The sequence below is a fragment of the Arthrobacter sp. CAU 1506 genome (assembly GCF_005047635.1).
GTDB lineage: Bacteria > Actinomycetota > Actinomycetes > Actinomycetales > Micrococcaceae > Crystallibacter.
In genome coordinates, this window is the sequence record NZ_SUKC01000004.1 from 205138 (window position 1) to 229061 (window position 23924).

A 23924-nucleotide genomic window follows, 5' to 3' on the forward strand; every position below is an offset into this window, starting at 1 on the left:
ATACGCAGGCACGTTCATGACGACCTGGAAAGCACTGTGCATCCGCGCCTGCGGGTGGAAACCCTTCGAAGGCGTACGCACCGAAGATCTAGATTACGCTATTGCGGCTATCCGCCGCAAACCAGCGGCTCCGGGAGTGCCGGAGGGGCCTGCGTGATCCTTACCTGGCGCGAGCGGACTGGAATCCGCTCGGTCGCACCTAGCAATACTACCGCCGACACGCCCGGGACCCGCGCATTTCCGATCCGCGACACGGCGGATACAGCACAGGCCGCGGACCCGAGGATCCGCGGCCTGTGCTGGTGGCAGTTTTGCTACAGCTCCGAGGCGGGCACTCCCACGCCCAGCACCAGAGGAGCCGCGGCTTCGGTCTTTCCGGCGGCTGCCTCAGCCAAAGCGGGCCCGGCCGGCGCGGCCGCGGCGTGCCGGTGGCTGCCGTTGTTCTCCGGCGAGATGGCGGCATCCACCGTCTCCACCGGAGCGTCGGCTGCACCCTGCGGGCTGCTGGCAGCACGACGACGGCGCGGCTTGCGGACCGGCTCTGTGGCCTGAACCTGCGGCCCGGCGGCGGGCGCAGGCTGGACCTGCTCAGCCGGCACCGACGGCTCGGCTGCCCGGGACGTGCCTGCTGCGGCCGGTTCCGGTGCGGCTGCGGAAGCAGCCTCAGGTGCGGTTGCAGGAGCGGCGGCGGGTGCGGTCGCAGGTCCGGCCTGCTCCCGCTTCTCCACCGGGGCGACCTTGTTGAAGGCCTCGGTCAGGCTTTCCAAGGTCAGCGACGGCTCTTCCTGGGCGGCCGCCGGAGCGGACGTGGCCCGCGGGATGGCTACCGTTTCGCCGTTGATCTTCAGCACGCCGGCGCCGCTTTCCTCGGCGGCTGCAGCAGCCGAGGCAGCAGCAGCGATACCGGAATCATCGGCGCGGCGCGAGCGGCGCTTGCGGCCGGAGCCGGCAGGCTGGCCCTGTGCGGGGGCCGGACCGGCTGCGGTTTCGGGCTTGCCGGCAGCTTCGGGCTTGCCGGCGCCGCTGGCTGCGGGGACTGCTGCGCCGTCGTGCTGTTTGGCCTTGGCAGCCTCTGGGTGTTCCTCCGCCTCGTGGGCGGCATGGGCTGCGGCGGCGATGTTGGCCAGTGCTGCCCGGGCAGCCTCGGCCTTGGCCTTGCGCTCGGCGTCGTCCTCCTGCGCCACCGCAGCAGGCGCCTCGGTGGCCTGCTCCTGCGCCTGGCCGCGGTTGCGGCGCTTCTCGCTGCGCGACTGCCGCTCCGAACGCTTCTCGATCCGGGCCTGGTGGTGCTCGGTTGCCGCTGCGGGACGGCGGTGCTCCACCGGTTCGTCGTGGGTGATCACGCCGCGGCCGGCGCAATGCTCGCACTGCTCGCCGAAGACTTCCAGCAGCCCGGTGCCCATCCGTTTCCGGGTCATCTGCACCAGGCCCAGCGAGGTAACCTCGGCCACCTGATGTTTGGTCCGGTCGCGGCCCAGGCACTCGACAAGGCGGCGCAGCACCAGGTCGCGGTTGGACTCCAGCACCATGTCGATGAAGTCGATGACGATGATTCCGCCAATGTCCCGCAGCCGCAGCTGGCGGACCACTTCTTCGGCCGCTTCCAGGTTGTTCTTGGTGACGGTCTCTTCAAGGTTGCCGCCGGAGCCGGTGAACTTACCGGTGTTGACGTCTACCACGGTCATAGCTTCGGTGCGGTCGATCACCAGCGAACCGCCGGACGGCAGGAACACCTTGCGGTCCAGCGCCTTGTGGATCTGCTCATCCAGCCGCTGCGCAGCGAAGATGTCCGTCTCCGAGGTCCACTTTTCCAGCCGGTCCACCAGGTCCGGGGCCACGTAGGTGACGTAGGCCTCGATGGTGTCCCAGGCTTCTTCGCCGGACACCACCAGCTTGGAGAAGTCCTCGTTGAACACATCGCGGACCACCTTGATGGTCAGGTCCGGCTCCGCGTAGAGCATTTCCGGTGCCAGCGTCTTGGTGGAGCCGGCACGCGATTCGATGCCTTCCCACTGCGCGCGCAGCCGGTTGATGTCGTTCATCAGCTCTTCTTCGCTGGCGCCTTCGGCCGCGGTGCGGACGATCACGCCGGCGCCGTCCGGAACATGTTCCTTCAGGATCTTCTTCAGCCGGTTGCGTTCCACGTCCGGCAGTTTGCGCGAGATGCCGGTCATCGAGCCGCCCGGCACGTAGACCAGGAAGCGGCCCGGCAACGAGATCTGGCTGGTCAGGCGGGCACCCTTGTGGCCCACCGGATCCTTGGTCACCTGCACCAGCACCGAGTCGCCGGACTTCAACGCCAGCTCGATCCGGCGCGGCTGCCCGTCCAGGTGGGCGGCGTCCCAATTGACCTCGCCGGCGTAGAGCACGGCGTTGCGGCCGCGGCCAATGTCGATGAAGGCAGCTTCCATGCTGGGCAGCACGTTCTGCACCTTGCCCAGGTAGACGTTGCCGATCAGCGAGTCCTGCTGGGTCTTGGAGACGAAGTGCTCCGCGAGCACACCGTCTTCCAGCACGCCGATCTGAATCCTGTCGTCGCGCTGGCGGACCACCATCTGGCGGTCGACGGATTCGCGGCGGGCCAGGAACTCGGCCTCGGTGATCACCTGGCGGCGGCGGCCGGACTCGCGCGATTCGCGGCGGCGCTGCTTCTTGGCCTCCAGCCGGGTGGACCCCTTGACCGATGCCACCTTGTTGCTCGGAGCGGTCTCCGCCACCGGGCGCGGTGCGCGAACCCGGGTGACCGTGTTGGGCGGATCGTCCTCCGAGCCGCCGGTCAGTTCCAGATCCGCATCGCCGCGGCGGCGACGACGGCGGCGGCGCGAGGTCACCCCGTCCTTCTCCCCCGTAGCGCCCTCTTCTGTGGCTTCGGCGGCCTCGCCGGCTTCTTCCGTGCCGGCTGCTTCGCCGGTACCGGCCTCGACCTCGGCCCGGTTACGGGTACGGCTGCGGCGGTTCCGGCGGCTGCGGCGGGATCCGCCGTCTTCGTCTTCCTCGTCGGAGTCGGCTGCCGCGGCCGGCTGCTGCTTGGCAGCGGCGACGGCGGAAAGGTCCGGCGCGTGGAAGAGCAGCGACACCGGGGACGACGGAATCGCGAACGGATCCTGCCCGGCCCCGGCTGCCGTTGTTTCTTCGGCCTGTTCCTCTTCGGCGGGCGCTTCGGTGGCGGGCTCGGCGGGACCTTCGGTGGTGGGCTCGGCGGCAGCTTGGTCTGCGGCCGAGGTCTGCTCCTCGGCCTGCTCCGCGGCGGGTGCGGCTTCGGCTGCTGCCGGGGCGGCGGTGGCCTTGCTGGAACGACGACGGCGGGACGGCGCCTTCGCGGGCTGCTCGTCTGCTGCGTCGGCGCCGGTTGCCGGCTGGGTGCCGGCGGCCGGCTCGGTGGCGGCCTCGGCACCGGAAGCGGCAGCTTCCACGGCTGCGGGCTCCTGCTCGCCGGCCGCGGTTTCGCCTGCCGCGGTGGTCAGTTCGGCCGCGGCAGAGTCCGTGGTCTGCGCGGCGGCGCTGCGGCGGCTCCGCGTGGTAGCGGAGGTACGACGGCGGGCGGCCGGCTTTTCGGCGGCTTCCTCCGCGCCTTCGGCTTCCAGAATGCCGTCCGCGTTCACGGGCTGCTCAACCGGCTGCTCGGCACGGCTGCGGCGCTTGCGCACCGGTTTGGCTGCGGCCTGATCGGACTGCGCATCGGCTTGGGCATCGGCTGCGTCCAGCACACCGTCCGGGGCGGCTCCGGCGGCGGCCTCGGCCTGCTCGGCGGCCGGGGCGGCAGCCTGCTGCGCGTCGGTGCCTTCCTGCAGCGCGGCTTCCTGGGCCGCTGCTTCGGCGGCCTTCTGGGCGGCGGTCTTGCGCGGCTGCCGGGTCCGGGTCTTGGCAGCAGGTGCCGCTTCAGCAACCGGGGCAGCGGCGGAGTCTTCCGCCTGCGCCTCTTGGGCGGCCGCTGCTTCCGCGGCCTTCTCTGCGGCGGTCTTGCGCGTCCGGCGTGCCCGGGTGGCGGCAGCCGGTGCTTGGCCTTCCGGCTGGCTGGCTTCCGTGGCTACTGCGGCCTGCTGCTCCCCCGCGGAAGACGCATCGGCGCCCGGCACAGCGGCGGAGGCACCGCCGTCGTTAGTGGAACCAGCGTCACCGGGCTCGGTGGCTGCGGCGGGCAGTTGCACATCCAACTGGTCCTGCGACGGTGCGGACGCAGCGGGCTTGCGGCGAGGCCGCGGCGGTTTTTTGGCTGTTCCCTCGGGCGAATCGGCCGGAGTGGAGGTAGCGGGTATTACCTGTTCATTGTCCATTTAAAGTTATGCTCCAACCCTTGCGGCACCGGCCACATCCCGGTGCCCTCGGGGGCATGTAGCCGGGTGTCCGGGTGCCCTAGGCTGCCCGACACCGAAAGTCGTCTTGGTATCACCCGAGCTCGCGCCATCACGTGGGGCGCGGCACACCCGGGGACCAGCGGCGCTTTTCCGTCTGCCGTAACGTTCTCTTCACCGGCAGGGCCGCCCGGCGGATTCCCAGCGCCCATCCGGATTGATGGGCTCCTTGTTCGGGAAGCATCGCCGACGGACCTGGAAGCCTGTCGCTGGACCAATAGCAGCATGTGGGGCCGCTATCAGCCACGATCATTCTCTCACACCGGGTTCGTTTTGGTGAGTATTCGCCTCATCTCTCCGGCGTAGAATCGAGCCAACTGCCCCCGAGCTCGAGGAACACGGTGCACACCGACGCGCAACGCTCCACATCCCTGGCCGCCACCGCCTCCGGACACCGTCCGGACAGCGAGGTTCCCGGCATTGCCCGGGAAAAACCATTTGCCTGGCTGCTGCTGGCCACCGGCGTGTTCGGCTGGATCATGTCCGGCATCCTGGTGCTTGAACGGCTGGCCACCTACCAGGACCCGGGCCATGTGACCAGCTGCGACATCAATCCGTGGGTCTCCTGCGGCAAGGTGTTCCTGCACTGGCAGGCCTCGCTCTTCGGCTTCCCGAACCCACTGATCGGCATCGTCGCCTTTGCCGTTCCGATCACGACGGCGGTGGCGATCCTTGCCGGGGCGCGGTTCCGCCGCTGGTACTGGATCGGCCTGCAGACCGGTGTCACACTGGGCTTCATTTTCGTCGTCTGGCTGTGGAGCCAGGCGCTGTACGACATCCACATCCTGTGCCTGTACTGCATGGGCGTGTGGGCCGCGATGATCGCGATGATCGTCCACACCACGGCCCGAAACCTGGCCCACGGGGTCATCAAGGCGCCGGCCAGTGTGGTGCGGTTTGCCGGCAGCTGGGCCTGGACCATTACCGTGCTGCTGTGGGTCGTGACCGCCGGGACCATTTTCCTGGCGTTCATCGACGCCTTCCTGGGCTGATCTGCGGCCTTCTGATGGGCTGATCAACGACCTTCTTTAACGGCCAGAGGCCGCGTCCCCGTCCGGGGTCGCGGCCTCTGTGCGTTGGGCTCAGCCTAGGAGAACCAGATGCCGATCTCGCGCTCGGCGGACTCCGGCGAATCCGACCCGTGGACCAGGTTCTGCTGCACCTTCAGGCCCCAGTCGCGGCCGAAGTCGCCGCGGATCGTGCCGGGAGCGGCAGTGGTCGGGTCGGTGGTCCCGGCCAAGGACCGGAAGCCTTCGATGACCCGGTGCCCCTCGAACACGGCGGCGGCCACCGGACCGGACAGCATGAACTCGACCAGCGGCTCGTAGAACGGCTTGCCCACATGCTCCTCGTAGTGCTTTTCCAGCAGCTCGCGGGTGGCTTCGACCAGCTTCAGTTCAACCAGCGTGTACCCCTTGGCCTCGATGCGGGCCAGGATGCTGCCGGTGAGACCGCGGGACACGCCGTCGGGCTTGACCAGTACAAGTGTGCGTTCAACGCTCACAATTTCTCCTCTTAGCTTTCACGATTAGCTCCAAAAACCCCGTTTCATCCTACGGGACGGGCTGGCCTGGCCCGGTTTCCGGACGGGACCGCCTCCTCCGACGGGCGGCCCGGCCCGGCCACGTTGACGGCAGGGAGCGCCGGTCAACGGCCACGGCAGGCAGCCCAGGTCAGCTGCTGTCCCCGCCAGCCACACTGCCCGGTCGGGGCACGGAGCGCTGGTTAGCGGCCGTCGCTACCGGCGGTTCCGGCGGTCCCGGCAGCCCCTGCTTCTCCGCCGTGCTCGCGCTCCCATTCGGCCTGCTCAACGTCGCGCTGGGCGTTTTCGCGGTCCAGTCGGCCGCCGGTGCGCACCGCGTACCACCAGGACAAGGCGAACAGCAGCCCGACGACGAACATCACCGGCTCGACGAAGCCGGTCACGATCAGCAGCACCTGCAGCCCCCAGCCGATGGCATAGCCGGCCGGCCGGCGCAGCAGGGCGCAGCACAGCACCAGCACAACGCTCAGGCCGATCCCGAGCCCCAGAATCAGCGCCGGCGGTACCACGTCGCGGTAGAGCCCGAACACCACCAGCGTGGCGAAGAAGGCCACGAAGGCCTCCAGCAGCAGCACGGTGGAGGCGAACATGGCCTTGATCGAACGCCGTTTTTTGGGCATGTTCGGTCGCCATTCACGCTGGGCTTTGGTCAGTTTGGCCATGGATCTTGTTACTTTCCTAGCAGGATGCGGGCGTCGGCGACCAGGGTGATGGACCCGGTGATCAATACGCCGCCGGAGAGGTCGTTGTTGGCTTCGGCCCGGCCGACGGCCCATTCGATGGCATCATCCAGCCGGGGCGCGATGTGGACTGCGTCCTCCGGGAAGCCGGCGGCCATGGCGTCCTCCGCCAGCTGCTCGGCCGGAATGGCCCGGGGCGAGTTGGAGGTGGTGACGCAGATTTCGTCGGTCAGGTCGGAGAGTTGTTCGCGCAACTGCTGGAGCAATCCGACGGCGTCCTTTTCCTGCAGCACGCCGACCACCGGGACCAGCGTGGTGAAGTTGAACGCCTCCAGGATGGCCTGTGCGCTGGCCTTCATCCCGTCGGGGTTGTGGGCGGCATCCACAATGATGGTGGGCGCGGTCCGTACCACCTCCAGCCGGCCCGGCGAAGTGACCTCCAGGAACGCCTCGCGGAGCACTTCGACGTTGAGCTCTTTCTCCCCGCCGCCGAGGAACGCCTCGAGCGCCGCCACGGCCACCGCGGCGTTCTGGGCCTGGTGCGCGCCGTGCAGCGGCAGCATCAGGTCCTCGTAGCGACCGGCCAGCCCGTTGATGGTCAACTGTTGGCCGCCCACCGCCACGGTGCGGGACTCGACGCCGAATTCCACGCCTTCGAAGCGGAACGGCACCTGCAGGTCACGCGCCTGTTCCAGCAGCACCTCGGCCGCATCCAGCGGCTGTGCGGCGCTGATCAGGAATCCGCCGCGCTTGATGATGCCGGCCTTCTCCCGGGCGATGTCCGCAGTGGTGTCCCCCAGCAGGTCCGTATGGTCCAGCGAGATCGGGGTGACTACCGAGACCTGGCCGTCCACCACGTTGGTGGCGTCGGTGATGCCGCCCAGACCGACCTCGACCACCGCCACCTCCACCGGCTCGTCGGCGAAGATCGCGATGGCGAGGATGGTGACGCATTCGAAGTAGGTCAGCCGCGGTTCGCCCTCGGCGTTCAGCTCTTGGTCCACAATGTCCAGGTAGGGCCGGATCTCGTCCCAGACCCGCACAAACGTCTCGTCCGCCACGGGTTCGCCGTCGATGCTGATCCGTTCGGTGACCTTGGACAGGTGCGGACTCGTGTAGCGGCCGGTGCGCAGCCCATGTGCCCGCAGGCCCGCTTCGATGATCCGGGCCGTGGACGTCTTGCCGTTGGTCCCGGTCAGGTGGATGCTGGCGAAGGCCTTGTTGGGCTCGCCCAGGATGTCCATCGCACGGAACAGCGGTTCCATCCGCGGTTCCATCTTGTTTTCCGGGGCGCGGCCCAGCAACTCCGCGTAGACGCTCTCAACGCCGAATTCATCACTCATGGTTGGTGCCCCTTCAGGATCCGGTCTTTTCCACGGACACGGCATCGCCGTCCCCGGCCACCAGCACAAGGTCCACGGTGAGGGTCTCCTGCGAGACCAGCCCCTGGTGCAGCGTGAGCGCGTCCAGCACGGACTGGTCTGCGGTCACCGTGGTGCGGATGCGGTCGCTGACCACCAGTCCGGCATCCTTGCGGGCCTGCTGGATGGTGCGCACGTAGTCGCGCGCCACGCCCTCGGCTTCCAGCTCAGCGGTCACCGTGGTGTCCAGCACCAGGAAACCGCCGCCGGGCAGCATGGTGACGGCCGAACCCGCCGCGGCGTCCTCGGCGACCACCGTTTCCAGCGAGTATTCCGACGGCTCCAGCGCCAGTCCCCCGGCGGTGACCACGCCGGCGTCGTCCACTGACCAGTCACCGGACTTGGCCGCCTTGATGGCCTGCTGCACGTTCTTGCCCAGCCGCGGACCGGCGGCGCGGGCGTTGACCACCAGCTTTTGCGAGATGCCGAACTCTTCCGGCGAGGCGTCGGCGGAGTCGATCAGCCGCACGGACTTGATGTTGAGTTCGTCCTGGATCATCACGGCGTACTGGCCGGAGAGCCGTTCCGCGCCCGGCACCACCACGGTCAGCGACGCCAGCGGCAGGCGTACCCGCAGGTTCGCGCCCTTGCGCAGGCTGGAGCCGGAGGAGCAGATCTGCCGGGTGGTGTCCATCAGTTCCACCAGCTCGGCCAACTGCGGGAACTCACCGGCGTCGGGCAGGTCGGTCAGGTGCACCGACCGCCCGCCGGTGAGCCCGCGCCAGATCTCCTCGGTCACCAGCGGCAGCAGCGGAGCGGCCACACGGCACACCGTTTCCAGCGCGGTGTAGAGCACGTCGAACGCGTCGCGGTCCTCGTCGAAGAACCGCTGGCGGGACCGGCGGATGTACCAGTTCGTCAGCGTGTCCAGGTACTCGCGCAGCGCGTCGCAGGCACCGGAAACGTCATAGGCGTCCAGCGCGGCGGTCATGTCCCGGACGAGGTCGCCGGTGTTGGCCAGGATGAACCGGTCCAGCGATTCCATCGCCTCGATCCGGGCGGTATCGCCGAGGACGGAGACCGCCTCGTGCCCGGCGCCGTGGTTCGCGGAGTTGGTGTAGAGCTTGAAGAAGTGCCAGACGTTCCACAGCGGGAGCATCACCTGCCGGACGCCGTCGCGGATGCCTTGCTCGGTGACGATCAGGTTGCCGCCGCGCAGGATCGGGGACGCCATCAGGAACCAGCGCATGGCGTCGGAGCCGTCGCGGTCCAGCACCTCGGACACGTCCGGGTAGTTGCGCAGGCTCTTGGACATCTTCTGCCCGTCCGAGCCGAGCACGATGCCGTGGCTGATCACGTTGCGGAAGGCGGGCCGGTCGAACAGTGCGGTGGCCAGCACGTGCATGGTGTAGAACCAGCCGCGGGTCTGGCCGATGTACTCGACGATGAAGTCCGCCGGGTTGTGGCTGTCGAACCAGTCCTTGTTCTGCATCGGGTAGTGCACCTGGGCGTACGGCATCGAACCGGAGTCGAACCAGACGTCCAGCACATCCTCCACCCGGCGCATCATCGACTGGCCGGTCGGGTCGTCCGGATTGGGACGGACCAGGTCATCAATGTACGGACGGTGCAGGTCCACCTCGCCGTCGTGGTTGCGCGGCAAAGTGCCGAACGCTTCCTCCAGCTCGGCCAGCGAGCCGTAGACCTCGCGGCGCGGGTACTCCGGATTGTCCGATTCCCACACCGGGATAGGGGAACCCCAGAACCGGTTGCGGCTGATGGACCAGTCGCGGGCGTTCTCCAGCCACTTGCCGAACTGGCCGTCCTTGACGTTTTCCGGGATCCAGTTGATCTGCTGGTTCAGCTCGACCATCCGGTCCTTGAACTTGGTCACCTCCACATACCAAGAGGAGATGGCGCGATAGATCAGCGGCGTGCGGCAGCGCCAGCAGTGCGGATAGCTGTGCTCGAAACTGGCCTGCCGTACCAGTCGGCCCTCTGCCTTCAGCACCTTGGTGATCGGCTTGTTCGCCTCGAAGACCTGCATGCCGGCGATCTCCGCCAGCGGGCCCTCACCGAAGTTGGACAGGAACTTGGCGCCCTCGTCCACCGACACGATCACGGGGATCCCGTTGTCCTCGCAGATCTTCTGGTCGTCCTCGCCGAAGGCCGGCGCCTGATGGACCAGGCCGGTACCGTCGGTGGTGGTCACATAGTCGGCCACCACGATCTGCCAGCCGTTGCCGGTGCCCCACTTTTCGGCGTCTGTGTAGTAGTCCCACAGCGGCTCGTAGCGCAGGCCGGCCAGTTGGGAGCCCGAGTAGGTGGCGGTGACCGCTTCGGTGGCGGCAGCGGCGTCGTCGTAGCCCAGATCCTTGGCGTAGGAACCGAGCAGGTCCTCCGCGAGCAGGAACTTGGTCTCTGCGCCGGTCTCCACGCGGGTCTCCACGCGCTCGCTGGCGCTCGCTTGGTCGACCACCGGGGCGCCGAGCCAGCCGTGCGGACCGGCTGGCAGCACCGCGTAGCGGATGTCCGGCCCGACGGCGAGCGCTACGTTGGTGGGCAGCGTCCACGGCGTGGTGGTCCAGGCGAGGGCGTTGACGCCGGCCAGCTCCGCGGCCATGGAGTTCTCTGAGCCGTCCGCCCGGATCGGGAAGGTAACCGTGACCGTCTGGTCCTGGCGCATCTTGTAGACGTCGTCGTCCATCCGCAGCTCATGGTTGGACAGCGGGGTTTCGTCCCGCCAGCAGTACGGCAGCACGCGGAAGCCCTGGTAGGTCAGGCCCTTCTCGTGCAGCTGCTTGAAGGCCCAGATGACCGACTCCATGTACTCGACGTTGAGCGTCTTGTAGTCGTTCTCGAAGTCCACCCAGCGGGCTTGGCGAGTGACGTAGTTCTGCCATTCATCGGCGTACTTCATCACGGACGTACGGCAGGCGTCGTTGAACTTGTCGATACCCATGGCAACGATCTGGTTCTTGTCCGTCATGCCCAGCTGCTTCATCGCCTCCAGTTCGGCGGGCAGGCCGTGCGTGTCCCAGCCGAAGCGGCGCTCCACCTTGTGGCCGCGCTGCGTCTGGTACCGCGCCACCAAGTCCTTGACGTAGCCGGTGAGCAGATGGCCGTAATGCGGCAGCCCATTGGCGAAGGGCGGCCCGTCGTAGAAGACGAATTCGTTCTCGCCGTCCTGGCCGGCATCGCGGCCATCGACGGAGGCTTGGAATGTGCCGTCCTGCTGCCAGTACTTGAGCACCAGCTCCTCGATTTCGGGGAACTTGGGCGAGCTCTCGGCAGCGGCAGCGCCGGCGGTGGAGGCCTTGGGATAGATCTGTGGCATGTTCGTCATCCTGGAAAGACAGCTCGGCAAGTGTGGGTACTTCTGCGAGGACGTGCCCTGCTCCAGCGCACCGGTTCGGCTTGAAAGCCGAACCCGCTGCCGGGGCGGAACCCGCGGTACCACCTCACTTGCTGGCCTGCTGCGCCGGAATCGGTGCATAGGGACAGCCACTCGTTCGCTGCTGTGACGGGCTTACCCGTCCGGCTCTACTAGGCCCGCTGTTGGTCTGTGGGCTGTTCTTCCGGAAGCTCACCGGTGATGGCCGGGTCAAAGCTTGTAGCTCAAGTTTAGGGCCACACCGCCGCGACTGTCGAAACGCAGGCCGAGAGCAGGGCCCGCGGCGCGGCCGAGGGCCCTGCACCCCGAATTCCCCGCGGCCACCGGCAGCGAGGTCGTTGCCGACGACAGCCCAGCTCGCTTCCCGACGTCGTCACCCTGAGCCGGTCCCCCCGGCGCAGGACGCATTAGCTGCAACTTCCACCGGGCCAAAAGGTACGATCGCCCAACTACCCAGCGCCTGGCGCTGCCTCATGGCTGGACTTGGGAAGGTCTCGCAGCCCGGCATGTGGCGCAGCTCGGAGCGAACTCCGCGGCTTCGACCTCACGCAGCGGAGGTTGGGGTCATTTCCGCCAGGCCGGCCCCGGGGACTTCGACAAACTGGCCGCCAAGGCTATTGCCCCCACGACCTGGGCGACGCCGAAAGCGCGGGTCAGGCCCGGGCGCTGCCTGAACCAGCCCATTATTGGAGCCCACGGCCCCGCCTCCCATCGAGCGCAATGCTCCTCCGGGAACAACGCGGTAAGCACCCCGTCCCCGATCGCCAGCATGGCCAGTGACTCGACGATCCGCACATCCATGACGCGTCTCCTCCCGCCAAGGACCACCCCCTGCCGGCGGCCCCTGCTCACAGTTTAAGACGCACTCCGGCAGGCCTCCAGAGCGGCTGCGCAAAATGACAACGCGTCAACAGCTGCTACTACCTGACTATCCCTCGTCCGTCAGCCGCTACCCGCCGCCCCGACTGGCGGACGACGAGCCGACGGCTGAAAGTCATCCGGTAGATCCACGATCCAAGACACCACAGCGTTGTTGTGAGGATCGTTGCGCCGACGAGAACGAATCCTCCCAGCACGAACCCCAGCACCGGTAGTCCAAACTGGAAGGCCAGAGCCGCACCCACTCCCAACGTAGTCGAGAGGATGTAGGAGAACCGCCGCGGCTTTGGTGTGGGCGGCAGCGACGGGGCGCCAAATAGATGGCGGACGCCGAAGTTGTAGACCACGTCGGTGGCCATGCCCCTAGGAAACAGTGCCCCGCTGAGACCGATGGGAACCAACGCTGCAAGCCAGACAGGCGACTGCAAGGCCAATCCGATCGCGATGAGGACGACGCACAGTGCCGGCGTGAACCGCAGCGGCAACGCGTAGCGCGATTTGGCATCCAGATCGAGATAACTGAAGCCTTGGCCATTCAGGTTACGCTCCGTAAAAGCGCTGACCGTTGCCATCTCCGTACCTTCCGTTCCGGAGTGTCAGGTGGGCGCGATTGGGTTCCTTCCGGAACCCGTGCCACCACGCTGAGGTGCGTCACCACGATTCTTGCACTTGACGAACGACGCCGCGAGGGCCCAGCGGCCATAACTTGAGCGGACCGCCCTCTGGACCGATGCAGCTGATCCCGTTGTGGGCCTCGACGAGCTTGTTCATGCATCCCCCACGGACGCCGGCGGCCACTCCGCCGTGTCCCAGGCGAAGATCCCCCGCCGTCCGGTAGTTCCCGCCGTCGCCGCGACCCGCCAGCGACCGCGCCAGGGGTGCGTCGGGCCGAGGCCGGAACTGATCAGCGCCTGCAAATGAGCCCCCGGATCGGCAAGCCGCAGCCCGGGGACAGTGACAGCCGTGCCGAAGCTGCCCATCAGCTCAGATGCCGAGCGATCCCTGCACTGTCCCATCCATCACGGTCTCTCCACCTTGCGCGGAGGAACAGCCTCCGGCCCAGCAAGCCCGCGTGCGTGGGGCGGCTCATTTCATCGGTCCAAAGACAAGGGTGCGCGATCTCCGGCGGACGTATTGAATGGTTTTCCGCCGGCGACCACGTCGGTGTGCGAAACCGGAGGGAAGGCCGCTACTCCAAGGATGCAAGCAGTTCGGCGCAGGCTGTTTCACAGCGGCGGCAGGCCTCTGCGCAAATCCGGCAGTGCTCGTGCATCCCGGCGTGCTGTTCGCATTCGTCCGCGCAGGACTTGCATGCAGCGCGGCACGCTTCGAGCACCGCGCGGGTGACGTCTGCGTTGTAACCGGTATGCCTGGACAGGATTCTCCCGGTGGTGGCGCAGATATCGGCGCAGTCGAGGTTGGTGCGGATGCACGTGGTCAGCTCCGCGACCATCCCCTCGCTGAGGCAGGCATCCGCACACGCGGTACATGTCTGAGCGCATTCGAAGCAGGCGGTCATGCACTCCGCCAGTTTTTGGCGGTCCAGTCCGTCCAGGTCCTTGGGGTAGGTCTCAAGCATCGAGGTCACATGGTGTGTCATCACTTTGGTCCTTTCGCCTGTTGTCGGTCGCCGGCGGGTACCGGCCGCCTCTTGCGACAGTAGTCTTAACGCCAAGGATGGAACAGGGCGGGCCCTGCCCACACATCCGTTGACTTATACCCCCTGGGGGTATAAGTTGTGATGACCGGAAAACGCCGTCACGGCCCCATCAAGGGCTCAACGCATTGAAGGTCCTCACCGCCGTGGCAGTGCAGTTGCGACCTCCTCTGGGCTATCAGCTCATGCTGACGCTTCTCGCCCCCGCGGTCGACTACGAGCGTGAGGAGATCGCCATGTGCGGCACAGAGAACCGCGAACTTTCCCTGAGGGATGTATCCTCATCCGGCTGCGCCTGCTGCGCGCCGGCTGACACGGAAAGCGTTGAAACATCGATCCCTGCGGTTGCGTCTGGGGGCGCACCCGCAGAAGCCACGGTGCGCGTCGAATATCAAGTAGCTGGAATGACCTGCGGGCACTGCTCGTCCAGCGTCGCCGGCGCGCTGGCCGGTCTTAATGGTGTCAGCGATGTTCAGGTAGCGCTCATACCCGGCGGCGTTTCCACCGTCACCATCGCGGCCACCCGGGCGGTAGTTGACGCGGAAGTTCGTGACGCCGTAGCCCAGGCTGGCTACGAGCTTGTCCCTTCCTGAAGAACACGGCACCCCTGACAGGCCGCATATTCTCGACAGCATTCGTCATGAACGGAGAGTCATGAGTACCCCAAGTTCGCACGACCGGCACCATCACCACGGACATCCGCCGGTCTCTGAAAACCACCAGCACGCGGCCGGCGGGTTGGAGGACCACAACACCCACGGCCAAGCCATGCCGTCCGGGCACGCCGCGCAGGCTCATTCAGCCGTGGACGACGAGCACGCGGTCCACACCCATGGCCAGCATGCAGGGCACAGCACGGCCATGTTCAAAAACAAGTTCTGGCTGTCGCTGGCGCTCTCGATTCCGGTTGTGTTCTTCAGCCCCATGTTCGCCATGCTGCTGGGCTACACCATCCCGGACTTTCCCGGCGCCACCTGGATTCCCCCGGTGCTGGGCACCGTGATCTTCTTCTACGGCGGTATGCCGTTCCTGAAGGGCGGGCTGAGCGAGCTGAGGACCCGCCAGCCCGGCATGATGCTGCTGATCGCCATGGCCATCAGCGTCGCCTTCGCCGCCTCTTGGATAACCACCCTGGGCATCGGCGGGTTCGACCTGGACTTCTGGTGGGAACTGGCCCTGCTGATCGTGATCATGCTGCTGGGTCACTGGATGGAAATGCGGGCCCTGGGCTCGGCACAAGGAGCCCTCGATGCCCTGGCCGCCCTGCTGCCGGACGAAGCTGACCGGGTGAACGACGACGGCAGCGTCACCACCGTACCCATCGGCACCCTGGCGGCCGGCGACGTCGTCCTGGTGCGCTCGGGCGCTCGGGTTCCTGCGGACGGCCGGATCATCGACGGCGAAGCCGAGTTCGACGAATCCATGATCACCGGTGAGTCCAAGGCCGTTGCCCGCGGCGTCGGGGCGTCCGTCGTCGCGGGCACGGTCGCCACCGACAATGCCGTACGGGTAGAAATTACCGCCGTAGGCTCCGACACTGCTCTGGCAGGCATCCAGCGGCTCGTCGCCGAGGCCCAGGCCTCGTCCTCCCGCGCCCAGGCCCTCGCAGACCGCGCGGCGGCCCTGCTCTTCTACTTCGCACTCGGCGCCGGCATCATCACCTTCGTGGCCTGGCTGTTCCTGGGCAGCCCGGACGAGGCCGTGGTCCGCACGGTAACTGTCCTGGTCATCGCCTGCCCGCACGCGCTCGGGCTGGCCATCCCGCTGGTTATCGCGATCTCCACTGAACGCGCCGCCCGCTCCGGGGTGCTGATCAAGAACCGGATGGCGCTGGAACGCATGCGCACCATCGACGTCGTGCTGTTCGACAAGACCGGCACCCTGACCGAAGGCCAGCACGCCGTCACCGGTACCGCGGCAATCGGGGGCGTCAGCGAGGCAGACCTCTTGGCCGCCGCGGCCGCCGTCGAGTCCGACAGCGAGCACCCGGTGGCCCGCGCGATCGTCGCGGCGGCCGCGGCCGACCCCCAGGCTTCAGCACTGCGGCTGACCGGCCGGGACTTCAGTTCCATGACCGGCCGCGGCGTGCGCGCCGTGGTAGACGGCACCGAAGTAGCCGTGGGCGGACCGAACATGCTGCGCGAGCTCGGCCTGGCACACCCCGGAGAGCTGGCCGCCCGGACCGCCTCGTGGATGGAGCGGGGTGCAGGGGTTTTGCATGTGGTCCGCGACGGGCACATCATTGGCGCGCTGGCGTTGGAAGACAAAGTCCGCAACGAGTCCCGCGCCGCAGTCGCCGCGCTGCAGGAGCGCGGCGTGAAGGTCGCCATGATCACCGGCGACGCCCGGCAGGTGGCCGAGGCTGTCGGCCGGGACCTGGGCATCGACGAGGTCTTTGCCGAAGTCCTGCCGCAGGACAAAGACAAGAAGGTAACCGAACTGCAGGAGCGCGGCCTGCAAGTCGCAATGGTCGGCGACGGCGTCAACGACTCCCCGGCCCTGGCCCGGGCCGACGTCGGCATCGCCATCGGCGCCGGCACCGACGTCGCAATGGAATCGGCAGGCGTCGTGCTGGCCGGCAACGACCCGCGGGCGGTGCTTTCGATGATCGACCTGTCCCGGGCCAGTTACCGCAAGATGATCCAGAACCTGCTCTGGGCCACCGGCTACAACATCATTGCCGTCCCGCTCGCTGCCGGCGTGCTCGCCTTCGCCGGTGTGGCGATCTCCCCTGCGGTCGCCGCGATCCTGATGTCTATTTCAACCATCGTGGTCGCACTCAACGCCCAACTCCTGCGCCGGATCAATCTGGACCCGGAACGGATCCAGCTCGATGCCGGTCCCGACACACGCGTTGCGGCCGCGGTTCCGAGTGGATTCGATTCCGCCGGCAAGCAGTAACTAGGCTGGATGCAAATGGTTGTCAGGAACACGGCGTCAGGAACGGTGGCCGGGAGCATCCCGCGGGTCACCGCTTCGTCGCCCGCCCCAAGGATCGGCTTGCTGCTCGGGCTCCTCGCGATCATCGCCGGCGTCCTCGGCATGCACGTGTGGACCGGCGCACACCACCCGGACTCGATCGGGACGCAGCACGTCGCCGAAATCGGAATTGGCGCCAGCCACACCCAGCCAATAGCCGGCCCTGCGCTTTTGGCCCAGGACAACGGCGGAACCATGACAAGCCTCTGCGCCAACTGCGGGGACACCGACATGGCTGCGGGCATGTGCATCCTGGCCCTGTTCATGACCGGTATCGCCGGCCTGCTCGGCCTCAAACCCGGCCTGTTCATTTCTGCCGCGCGACGCCGCGGGCCGCCCCATATTCTGCCCCGCACTTTGCCGCCTCTGCGGCCACCTTCACTGGTTCAGCTCTCCATCAGCCGCATCTAAACCGGCCGGCACCGCTGCCAAACGGCATGCACCGGTACACCCTGCGCGCGCCCTTGCGCACCGTGGGGCGATGGATAAACCCTCAGCAGAACCACAGATTGAAGGAACCCCTAATGAAACGCCATCTGACTCTGTCCGCAGCCGCCCTCGCCACCGTTTTGGCACTGGCCGGGTGCGCAACCAGCGAAAACGGCACCGAGGCGGCCGCACAGACACCGGCTGCCACGTCGACGACAATTGCAGCCGACGCCGAACACAACGTCGAGGACACGATGTTCGCCCAGATGATGATTCCGCATCACCAGCAGGCCGTACAGATGAGCGAGATCATGCTCTCCAAGGAGAACCTGGACGCGCGGATCACGGACCTTGCTACGAAGATCAAGGAAGCCCAGGGGCCGGAAATCGAGAAAATGAACGGCTTCCTGCAAGCCTGGGGCGAGCCCGGCGGGACCGGCGCCATGGAAGGCCACGACACGGGCAGCACGGAAAGCACTATGCCCGGCCACGACATGTCCAGCATGGACGGCATGATGAGCGAAGAAGATCTGGCGAAGCTGGAGGCCGCAGAAGGCGCTGAAGCCGCCAAGCTGTTCCTGACCCAAATGATCGCCCACCACGAGGGCGCGGTGAAGATGGCCGAGCAGGAAGCGGCGCAGGGCTCCAACCCGCAGGCGGTGGAACTGGCCCGGGCCATCGTCGCAGACCAGGAAGGCGAGATCAAGCAGATGCAGGACCTGCTCAAGACCCTCTAACCCGCGCCGCTGTACCAGGCCGCAGCGGCCGGACCTGGCGTCCGCCGCTGCGGCCTCACCCCGCCCAACCCTTTCCTGACGGAGTCATACACCCATGCCCCGAATGATTTCCACTCGTGCCCGCGTCCTCCAAGCGCTCACCGGTGCCGCCGCCCTCGCCCTGCTGGCAACCTCCTGCGCCTCCCCCGGCGACGCGGCTGCAACCTCCGTGCCTCCCGCCGCCAATTCGAATCCGTTCGGCCATGTGCACGGCATGTTTGCCGACGCAGACACCGGCCAGGTCGTGCTGGCCACCCACAACGGGCTGTTCGATGTCAGCGCGGAGCCCGCCGAAAAACTCAGCCCGACCATCGACCTCATGGGCTTCGCCCCCATGGCCGAGGCCGGCCACTTCTACGCCTCCGGCCACCCCGGCGCAGGATCGGATCTGCCGAACCCCGTCGGTCTCATCCACTCCAACGACGGCGGAAAGACGTGGAAACCGCTGTCCAGGCAGGGCGAATCCGACTTCCACGCCCTGACCACCACGCGAGCCGGAATCATCGGCTTCGACGGCCAACTGCGGATCAGCGCCGATGGCCATGACTGGAGCACAGTCCAGACCTCCCTCCAACCGCTGGCGTTGGCCGGCTCGCCTGAGAGCGACATCGTCTTGGCCACCACAGAAGACGGCGTCCAGCGCTCCACCGACGGCGGCAGCACCTGGTCCCTGCCGGACGGAGCACCACTGCTGTTGTTCACCGCCTTCGCCGATGCTGGCACTGCCGTTGGCGTTGCGCCCGACAGCACCATCCAGGTCAGCCGGGACGCCGGAATCACCTGGGAACAGGCGGGTAAGGTTTCTGCCCCGGCAGCGGCAATCACTGCCGCGGCCGACGGCGAAGGACGCTTGCACATCTGGGTGGCCACGGACAATGGTGTCGAATACTCCGTCGACGGCGGGGCCACTTTCAGCACCGACATCAGCTAAGAACTGGCCGTACCGAAGGACACCGGGGCGAAATATGACCCGGTGGGCCCCGCACCCGGACGATGGTTGGCGCGCCCACGGCATCGCAGTGCGGGCGCCGCATCGTGTTCTCCTTGAGACGCCCGCTGCCCATCGACCAGAGCTGACCCGCCTCCAGTTGGGGCTAGGTGACGGTCAGCTGCGTATACATTCCGACTTGGTAGTGGCCGGGGAAGTTGCAAACGAGTTCATAGCGGCCAGCCGGTAGGTTGACTGTCACCCATGATGCCGTCCGGGGCAGAATCCCCTGGCCTTCGCCTTCGGCACAGGTAGCCGATGCCTCGCCGAGACTGCCGGCCTCATCGACCTGCCCGTCTCCGCCGATTGGCCGCGTTCCGGCAGCCCGGGTACCGGACAGCGGCAGGATCACCATCTCGTGACTGAGCCGGCCAAGGTTGGTGACCAGGAAGGTCACCTCGCCGTGCGCCACGGTGGCGCGGTCGGCCGACAGGCGCATGGCGCCGTCCATCATCCCGCCTCCCGCCATGCGGCCTCCCATGTCCGTTGCGGACACGTTGACGACTGTGCCCGGAAGGTTCGGGATGCTGCACCCGCCAGCTTCTGGAAACCCGCGCCCGCCCGGCCCGGGGGCTCCGTGAAGGAGTGCAACCGCTGCCAGGGACACGCCCGTCAGCAGCAGCGTCATGACTACGCCCAGCAGGATCTGCGCCCGGCCGGAGAGCCTGTTCACTGCCGGCGCCTCAACGCAGCCCGGCTGGCGTTCAGCTCCTGCTCATCGATTTCACCACGCGCGAATCGCTCGTTGAGGATACGTTCCGCGTCATCCCCACGCTGTCCGTGCGCACCCCATCCTGCGTGCGGGCCGCGCAGCAACAGAATCACCACCGCGACCAAGCCTCCCCAGAACAGCAGCATCATCAGGGCCATGGCTATCCAGCCGCCGAAACCCCAGCTTCCATCCCATCCGTACATCACGACCGGACCTCCTTCTCGTCCTTCACCTACGTTCTCGGCCGGGCGGTCGACAGCGCCGGGCGTTGGCCCGGCTGGCCACCTCGGGCCGGGCATACTGAGGCGGAAATGGGACCCGCCTCAGTCCGCCAGACCGCCTGCGTCCATTCCCGCCTGGAGCATGCTGGGGTCCCGCATGCTCCTGTTGAACAGATCGCCAATGCTCCGAAGAGACTCGGTCGCCTGACGCGAATGGCCACCGGGCAACTGGGGCGGCCGACTTTCATCAGATCCCCATACATAGGTTTGTGGCCGCCATTTTATACCCCTGGGGGTGTCTTGCATATCCCTCGGGCCGGCGGTTGCGTCTCTTGCGGCGCTGCGGGTCTATGTAGCCGGGCGGGACGAACCAGGGGATGCTGTCTTCGACAACGATCTCCCAGTCGCCCTGTTCAACCAGATCGTGGTGAAAGATGCACAACAACACGCCGTTGTTCACACTTGTCCGCCCGCCCCGGTACCAGGGCACGATGTGGTGGGCCTCGCACCAAACCGCCGGCATCGTGCAGCCCGGAAACGCGCACCCGCAATCCCGTACGGCGAGCGCCTTGCGGACTGCCGGAGTGAAGAACCGCGAAGCGCGGCCCAGATCCAGCACCTCGCTCTGGGAACCCAGTACGACCGGAATAATCGACGCGTCGCACGCTAGTCTTCGCACGGTCTTGGCCGACACCGGATTGCCGAACATCGGATACGCCGGACCGGCCTGCTCGCCTGCCAGGTCCTTGTAATCGGTGGTGGCCATGATTTGTGCGCGGTGTCCGCCGGTGGCTGGCAGCCTGCCAGCGGCCAAAGCCACCAGGCAACCGGCCACCAGACCGGCCAGCTGCTTCTGCGCAATCGAACGCGGGTCCAACAACGCCGCGTCCGGATCCGTCGCTCCATTCTCGAACACCGCATCGGTTGTCCCGGAGACGGGAGCGGGCAGGAACGCAGCGGTCCCCGGCACCTCACCGTCACCATCGCCGGTGGGGCCGGCGGCAATGCCCGTGGCGCCGGCAGCCTCCCACATCCGTGCGACTTTGCCCAAAACGTCCTGATCGGCTTCCACCGCCTGAAACACCAGCGCCGTCTCCGTCTCCGACGCAGTATCCATCCCGGCAGTCGAACGCACCCGCGCCACTGCATCCGTGATCAGCGACGCAGCCCGACCCGCAATCCGGCCCTCGGCCCATGCCTTCCCCAGCACGGGCAGCCGGGCGCTCCCGGGCTCACCTGAGGGCAGCCGTCCGGCGAGCGCAGCCTGCCCCACCCTGATCCGCCGCCTTGCCTCGCCCGCACCGATCCCCAGCCGGGCCCGTAAATACTCCGCATTGGTGCGGAACTCCGTCCCCCTGCGGACACCCCCGGCCTCGCCCTTCGCCTCGCCCTGCCCGTCAGATGAGTCCGGACCCGCACCTGCGCGCAAGGCTTCCGCCGGATCAGCCCAACCGGGATCCCCCGGGCCGGCACCCCAGGCAGGGTCTAAGCCGCCGCTCGGTGAAGATTCTGTGCCGAGGCGATCGGCAGCCGAGGGGCCTCCGAAAAGTCCGTCCCGCTCCCCTACCCGGGCAACATCGGCCCGCTCGACCGCCCATGCTCCCGCCAACTGGAGAAATTCCACGATCTTGGAGACGTCCTCCACTGTGGCGACAGCAGTCGCCAGTTCGCGGGTGGACATGCTGTCCATCCCGGCGACAAAGCCACCCGCCCTGCTGGCCAGGTCGACGCGCACTCGCTCCAGGGAAGCGAGTATCCCCGGATCCTGTTCGAGCGGTGCAGCGGCCATACATCCATTTTTCTTCGAAGACAGATTCGAAGCAATCGAATTCCTCGATTGTTTAGGGATAGTCGGCTGGTGTGATTGGTCCGCGCCGCGGGGAGAAACGAGCCCTACCTAGCCAGCCCGAGCCCCTAGCTGGGCCGCTCCAAAACCGGAGTTGGACCACTCCGAGCCCGGAACTGGGCTAGCCCAAACCCGGCAAGGCCAATCCGAGCCCCGAGCCACGCCGGTCCGGACCCGGACAGCTCGAAGCCCTACCGCTATTTCCGAATCAGCTTGTGCGCGGCTGCCTGCGCGACCGGGCGCATGACTATCTGGTCCAGATTCACGTGATGCGGAAGGTTGAGCGAGTAGGCCACAACACCGGCGACGTCCTCGGCCAACAGCGGTTTCTCAACACCGGAGTAGACCTTGTCCGCTGCCGTCTGATCGCCGCCGAGCCGGTTCAGCGAGAACTCTTCGGTCTGCACCAACCCGGGCAGGATGTCGATCACCCGCACGTTGTGTTCTGCCTCTTCCAGCCGCAGAGTGCCGGCCATGGAGTGCTGCGCGAACTTGGCGGCCACATAGCCACCGCCTCCTTCATACGCCACGATGCCAGCCGTTGACGTCAGCAACACCACCGAGCCTTCGCCGTTCTCGCGCAGCGCCGGCAGGAACGCCTGGATCATCCGCAGCGAGCCGAGAACGTTGACGTTGTACATCTTTTCCCAGTCGGCGAACTTCCCGTCGGCGATCGAATCCACGCCGAAGGCGCCGCCGGCAATGTTGACCAGCGCATCGATCCCGCCGCCCGCGAGCACATCGGACACCAACTGGTCCACGGAGTCCTGATCGGTCACGTCCCCGGGCATCGCCACGGCGCCGGATTCTTCGGCGAGCGCGGCAAGCCGGTCAGCCCGCCGGGCCACCGCCACTACCTCCCAGCCGCTACCGCGAAGCGCCCGCACGGTGGCGGCGCCGATACCCGAACTTGCTCCCGTTACTACTGCGCGCTTGGTCATGGATCACAGCCTAATGGCGAACCAAAACGGCGGCCCAATGGACGACGACGCTGCGACTCGGTGGCATGCTTGGGGATCCGTCCGTCACTGCTAGGCCGCGAAGTGGCTGCGGGGCGGGAGAGAATAGTTCACCGAGCGCCTAAGCCCTGACCGACTGACCAGCAGGGGTTACCGCGTGATCAGGAGGGGCCTCAGCGGCAGTGCGCACGATACCCGCTCCAGATCGACGCCGGCTGCTCCCATAGCTCCCGGAACGCGGTTGTTCCGGCCGGTGTCATCGCACCAGTCGAGGTTGTAGGGCAGCGCCGTCACCGAGGCCTCGCCGGCCGCAGTATCGGACGGGACCGTGAATGTATACGTAAAGCCGCCGGCGTCGTTCATCGGGGCGGTTTCGTGAATGACTTCTGCGCCGGAAGCATCTGTCACGATCACTTCGATCTGGGCGTCGCTGCCGTAGCGCGGGTCGCAGCCGGCGTCCGGCGCTGACACCGTCACGGCCTGCCCTGGACTCGCGTTCGCGGGACTCACCGCATACTCCGGTGGGAGACACGGCGGAGCCTCGAGCCAGGGTAGAACCCCGCACCCCGCCATGGGACCGGCCAGAACCGCTGCACCCACGACGGCCAGGAGGGCACCGCGCAATATTCTGCCACCCGCGCCGCCGCTCCCGCCTCGCGACATCCGTCCCCGCGGGCCGCCCACACCAAACAACTCCCCCACCCGCCGCGGCATGTCAGCCGGATTTCCCGCCGAGTTCTTCCAGGATCATGTCCCGCAGGACCGCCGCCTGGTTGTGTGTCTGATCCTTGGCGCCATAGAGCAGGCAGAGCTTGGGGTGTTCGCGGGCCAGGTCCAGCAGGCGCTTGAGCGCCTCGGAGCCGTCCAACTCCTTTCGGTAGGCCAGCGTAAACGCTTCGAACTTCTCGGGCTGGTGGCTGAACTCCTTGCGCAGCTCGGCGGACGTTCCCGCTTCCTTCAGCCAGAGGTCCAGACCTGCCTCGTCCTTCTTGATGCCGCGTGGCCAGATCCGGTCCACCAGCACACGGTAGCCGTCGCCGTCGTCGGCCGGTTCATAGACCCGTTTGATGTGAACGTCCGTCATAGCCGCATGCTACGCGAGCCGGGCCGGGGCAGATAGGTTGCACCGCCGTCGCGAATCTTCATTC

Annotated in this window: 19 protein-coding genes; 6 read left to right on the forward strand and 13 right to left on the reverse strand. The window is 67.1% G+C overall.

Annotated elements, in window-relative coordinates; translation table 11 throughout:
- Nucleotides 1-314: 314 nt before the first annotated feature.
- Nucleotides 315-4274 carry an Rne/Rng family ribonuclease gene (locus E4J89_RS07255; protein WP_136785452.1) on the reverse strand — a complete coding sequence of 1320 codons (3960 nt, stop codon included), beginning with the start codon at nucleotides 4272-4274 and terminating at the stop codon, nucleotides 315-317.
- A 449-nt stretch (nucleotides 4275-4723) separates the two neighbouring features.
- Here E4J89_RS07255 and E4J89_RS07260 point away from each other — a divergent pair, with 449 nt between their 5' ends.
- The gene (locus E4J89_RS07260) at nucleotides 4724-5344 is read left to right on the forward strand and encodes a vitamin K epoxide reductase family protein (protein WP_240691778.1); all 621 of its coding nucleotides are present in this window, start codon (nucleotides 4724-4726) and stop codon (nucleotides 5342-5344) included.
- Between the two features lie 95 nt (nucleotides 5345-5439).
- On the opposite strand, the gene ndk is transcribed toward E4J89_RS07260, so the two are convergent.
- From ndk to E4J89_RS07290, 6 genes are all read right to left on the reverse strand, one after another.
- On the reverse strand, nucleotides 5440-5856 hold the full coding sequence (gene ndk, locus E4J89_RS07265; protein ID WP_136785453.1) for a nucleoside-diphosphate kinase: 417 nt from the start codon (nucleotides 5854-5856) through the stop codon (nucleotides 5440-5442).
- A 221-nt stretch (nucleotides 5857-6077) separates the two neighbouring features.
- A complete protein-coding gene (locus E4J89_RS07270; protein ID WP_136785454.1) occupies nucleotides 6078-6557 on the reverse strand; it encodes a DUF4233 domain-containing protein in 480 nt (159 codons plus the stop codon).
- 8 nt (nucleotides 6558-6565) lie between these two features.
- Nucleotides 6566-7918, reverse strand: a complete 1353-nt coding sequence (locus tag E4J89_RS07275) for a cyanophycin synthetase (protein WP_136785455.1) — start codon at nucleotides 7916-7918, stop codon at nucleotides 6566-6568.
- Nucleotides 7919-7931: 13 nt separating this feature from the next.
- The gene (gene ileS, locus E4J89_RS07280; RefSeq protein WP_136785456.1) at nucleotides 7932-11282 is read right to left on the reverse strand and encodes an isoleucine--tRNA ligase; all 3351 of its coding nucleotides are present in this window, start codon (nucleotides 11280-11282) and stop codon (nucleotides 7932-7934) included.
- 968 nt (nucleotides 11283-12250) lie between these two features.
- Nucleotides 12251-12781 carry a DUF4395 family protein gene (locus tag E4J89_RS07285; RefSeq protein WP_136785457.1) on the reverse strand — a complete coding sequence of 177 codons (531 nt, stop codon included), beginning with the start codon at nucleotides 12779-12781 and terminating at the stop codon, nucleotides 12251-12253.
- Nucleotides 12782-13398: 617 nt separating this feature from the next.
- Complete coding sequence (locus tag E4J89_RS07290; protein WP_136785458.1) at nucleotides 13399-13809, reverse strand: four-helix bundle copper-binding protein; 411 nt, start codon at nucleotides 13807-13809, stop codon at nucleotides 13399-13401.
- 185 nt (nucleotides 13810-13994) lie between these two features.
- Here E4J89_RS07290 and E4J89_RS07295 point away from each other — a divergent pair, with 185 nt between their 5' ends.
- The 5 genes from E4J89_RS07295 (at nucleotide 13995) to E4J89_RS07315 (ending at nucleotide 18981) form a co-directional block, all read left to right on the forward strand.
- A complete protein-coding gene (locus tag E4J89_RS07295; protein WP_240691771.1) occupies nucleotides 13995-14459 on the forward strand; it encodes a cation transporter in 465 nt (154 codons plus the stop codon).
- Between the two features lie 61 nt (nucleotides 14460-14520).
- Nucleotides 14521-16767, forward strand: coding sequence for a heavy metal translocating P-type ATPase (locus E4J89_RS07300; protein ID WP_136785459.1), 2247 nt, complete (start codon nucleotides 14521-14523; stop codon nucleotides 16765-16767).
- A gap of 15 nt (nucleotides 16768-16782) precedes the next feature.
- The gene (locus tag E4J89_RS07305; protein WP_136785460.1) at nucleotides 16783-17256 is read left to right on the forward strand and encodes a DUF6153 family protein; all 474 of its coding nucleotides are present in this window, start codon (nucleotides 16783-16785) and stop codon (nucleotides 17254-17256) included.
- Nucleotides 17257-17369: 113 nt separating this feature from the next.
- Nucleotides 17370-18011 (forward strand): DUF305 domain-containing protein, encoded by a 642-nt coding sequence (locus E4J89_RS07310; protein WP_136785461.1) that lies wholly within the window; start codon nucleotides 17370-17372, stop codon nucleotides 18009-18011.
- Nucleotides 18012-18105: 94 nt separating this feature from the next.
- Nucleotides 18106-18981, forward strand: coding sequence for a F510_1955 family glycosylhydrolase (locus E4J89_RS07315; protein WP_136785462.1), 876 nt, complete (start codon nucleotides 18106-18108; stop codon nucleotides 18979-18981).
- Nucleotides 18982-19144: 163 nt separating this feature from the next.
- Here the strand turns inward: E4J89_RS07315 and E4J89_RS07320 are convergent, their stop codons facing one another.
- The 6 genes from E4J89_RS07320 to E4J89_RS07345 all read right to left on the reverse strand — a co-directional run bounded on the left by E4J89_RS07320 (nucleotide 19145) and on the right by E4J89_RS07345 (nucleotide 23860).
- Nucleotides 19145-19711 carry a sulfocyanin-like copper-binding protein gene (locus tag E4J89_RS07320; protein ID WP_240691772.1) on the reverse strand — a complete coding sequence of 189 codons (567 nt, stop codon included), beginning with the start codon at nucleotides 19709-19711 and terminating at the stop codon, nucleotides 19145-19147.
- Nucleotides 19708-19953 (reverse strand): SHOCT domain-containing protein, encoded by a 246-nt coding sequence (locus tag E4J89_RS07325; protein ID WP_136785504.1) that lies wholly within the window; start codon nucleotides 19951-19953, stop codon nucleotides 19708-19710. Before E4J89_RS07325 ends, E4J89_RS07320 begins: the two co-directional genes overlap by 4 nt.
- Nucleotides 19954-20218: 265 nt before the next feature.
- Entirely contained in the window at nucleotides 20219-21760 is a 1542-nt protein-coding gene (locus E4J89_RS07330; RefSeq protein ID WP_136785463.1) for an HNH endonuclease signature motif containing protein, read from the reverse strand.
- A gap of 254 nt (nucleotides 21761-22014) precedes the next feature.
- Nucleotides 22015-22758 (reverse strand): SDR family oxidoreductase, encoded by a 744-nt coding sequence (locus E4J89_RS07335; protein WP_136785464.1) that lies wholly within the window; start codon nucleotides 22756-22758, stop codon nucleotides 22015-22017.
- A gap of 168 nt (nucleotides 22759-22926) precedes the next feature.
- On the reverse strand, nucleotides 22927-23286 hold the full coding sequence (locus tag E4J89_RS07340) for a hypothetical protein (RefSeq protein ID WP_240691773.1): 360 nt from the start codon (nucleotides 23284-23286) through the stop codon (nucleotides 22927-22929).
- 205 nt (nucleotides 23287-23491) lie between these two features.
- The gene (locus tag E4J89_RS07345; RefSeq protein WP_136785466.1) at nucleotides 23492-23860 is read right to left on the reverse strand and encodes a DUF488 domain-containing protein; all 369 of its coding nucleotides are present in this window, start codon (nucleotides 23858-23860) and stop codon (nucleotides 23492-23494) included.
- Between the last annotated feature and the right edge of the window lie 64 nt (nucleotides 23861-23924).

Bases quoted from the DNA above. Each gene is read 5' to 3' on its own strand.
- E4J89_RS07315 (WP_136785462.1), top strand. From the start codon at position 18,106: ATGCCCCGAATGATTTCCACTCGTGCCCGCGTCCTCCAAGCGCTCACC.
- E4J89_RS07290 (WP_136785458.1), bottom strand. From the start codon at position 13,809: ATGACACACCATGTGACCTCGATGCTTGAGACCTACCCCAAGGACCTG.
- E4J89_RS07310 (WP_136785461.1), top strand. From the start codon at position 17,370: ATGAAACGCCATCTGACTCTGTCCGCAGCCGCCCTCGCCACCGTTTTG.
- E4J89_RS07300 (WP_136785459.1), top strand. From the start codon at position 14,521: ATGAGTACCCCAAGTTCGCACGACCGGCACCATCACCACGGACATCCG.
- E4J89_RS07255 (WP_136785452.1), bottom strand. From the start codon at position 4,274: ATGGACAATGAACAGGTAATACCCGCTACCTCCACTCCGGCCGATTCG.
- E4J89_RS07270 (WP_136785454.1), bottom strand. From the start codon at position 6,557: ATGGCCAAACTGACCAAAGCCCAGCGTGAATGGCGACCGAACATGCCC.
- E4J89_RS07285 (WP_136785457.1), bottom strand. From the start codon at position 12,781: ATGGCAACGGTCAGCGCTTTTACGGAGCGTAACCTGAATGGCCAAGGC.
- E4J89_RS07305 (WP_136785460.1), top strand. From the start codon at position 16,783: ATGGTTGTCAGGAACACGGCGTCAGGAACGGTGGCCGGGAGCATCCCG.
- E4J89_RS07330 (WP_136785463.1), bottom strand. From the start codon at position 21,760: ATGGCCGCTGCACCGCTCGAACAGGATCCGGGGATACTCGCTTCCCTG.
- E4J89_RS07275 (WP_136785455.1), bottom strand. From the start codon at position 7,918: ATGAGTGATGAATTCGGCGTTGAGAGCGTCTACGCGGAGTTGCTGGGC.
- ileS (WP_136785456.1), bottom strand. From the start codon at position 11,282: ATGACGAACATGCCACAGATCTATCCCAAGGCCTCCACCGCCGGCGCT.
- E4J89_RS07345 (WP_136785466.1), bottom strand. From the start codon at position 23,860: ATGACGGACGTTCACATCAAACGGGTCTATGAACCGGCCGACGACGGC.
- E4J89_RS07335 (WP_136785464.1), bottom strand. From the start codon at position 22,758: ATGACCAAGCGCGCAGTAGTAACGGGAGCAAGTTCGGGTATCGGCGCC.
- E4J89_RS07325 (WP_136785504.1), bottom strand. From the start codon at position 19,953: ATGTACGGATGGGATGGAAGCTGGGGTTTCGGCGGCTGGATAGCCATG.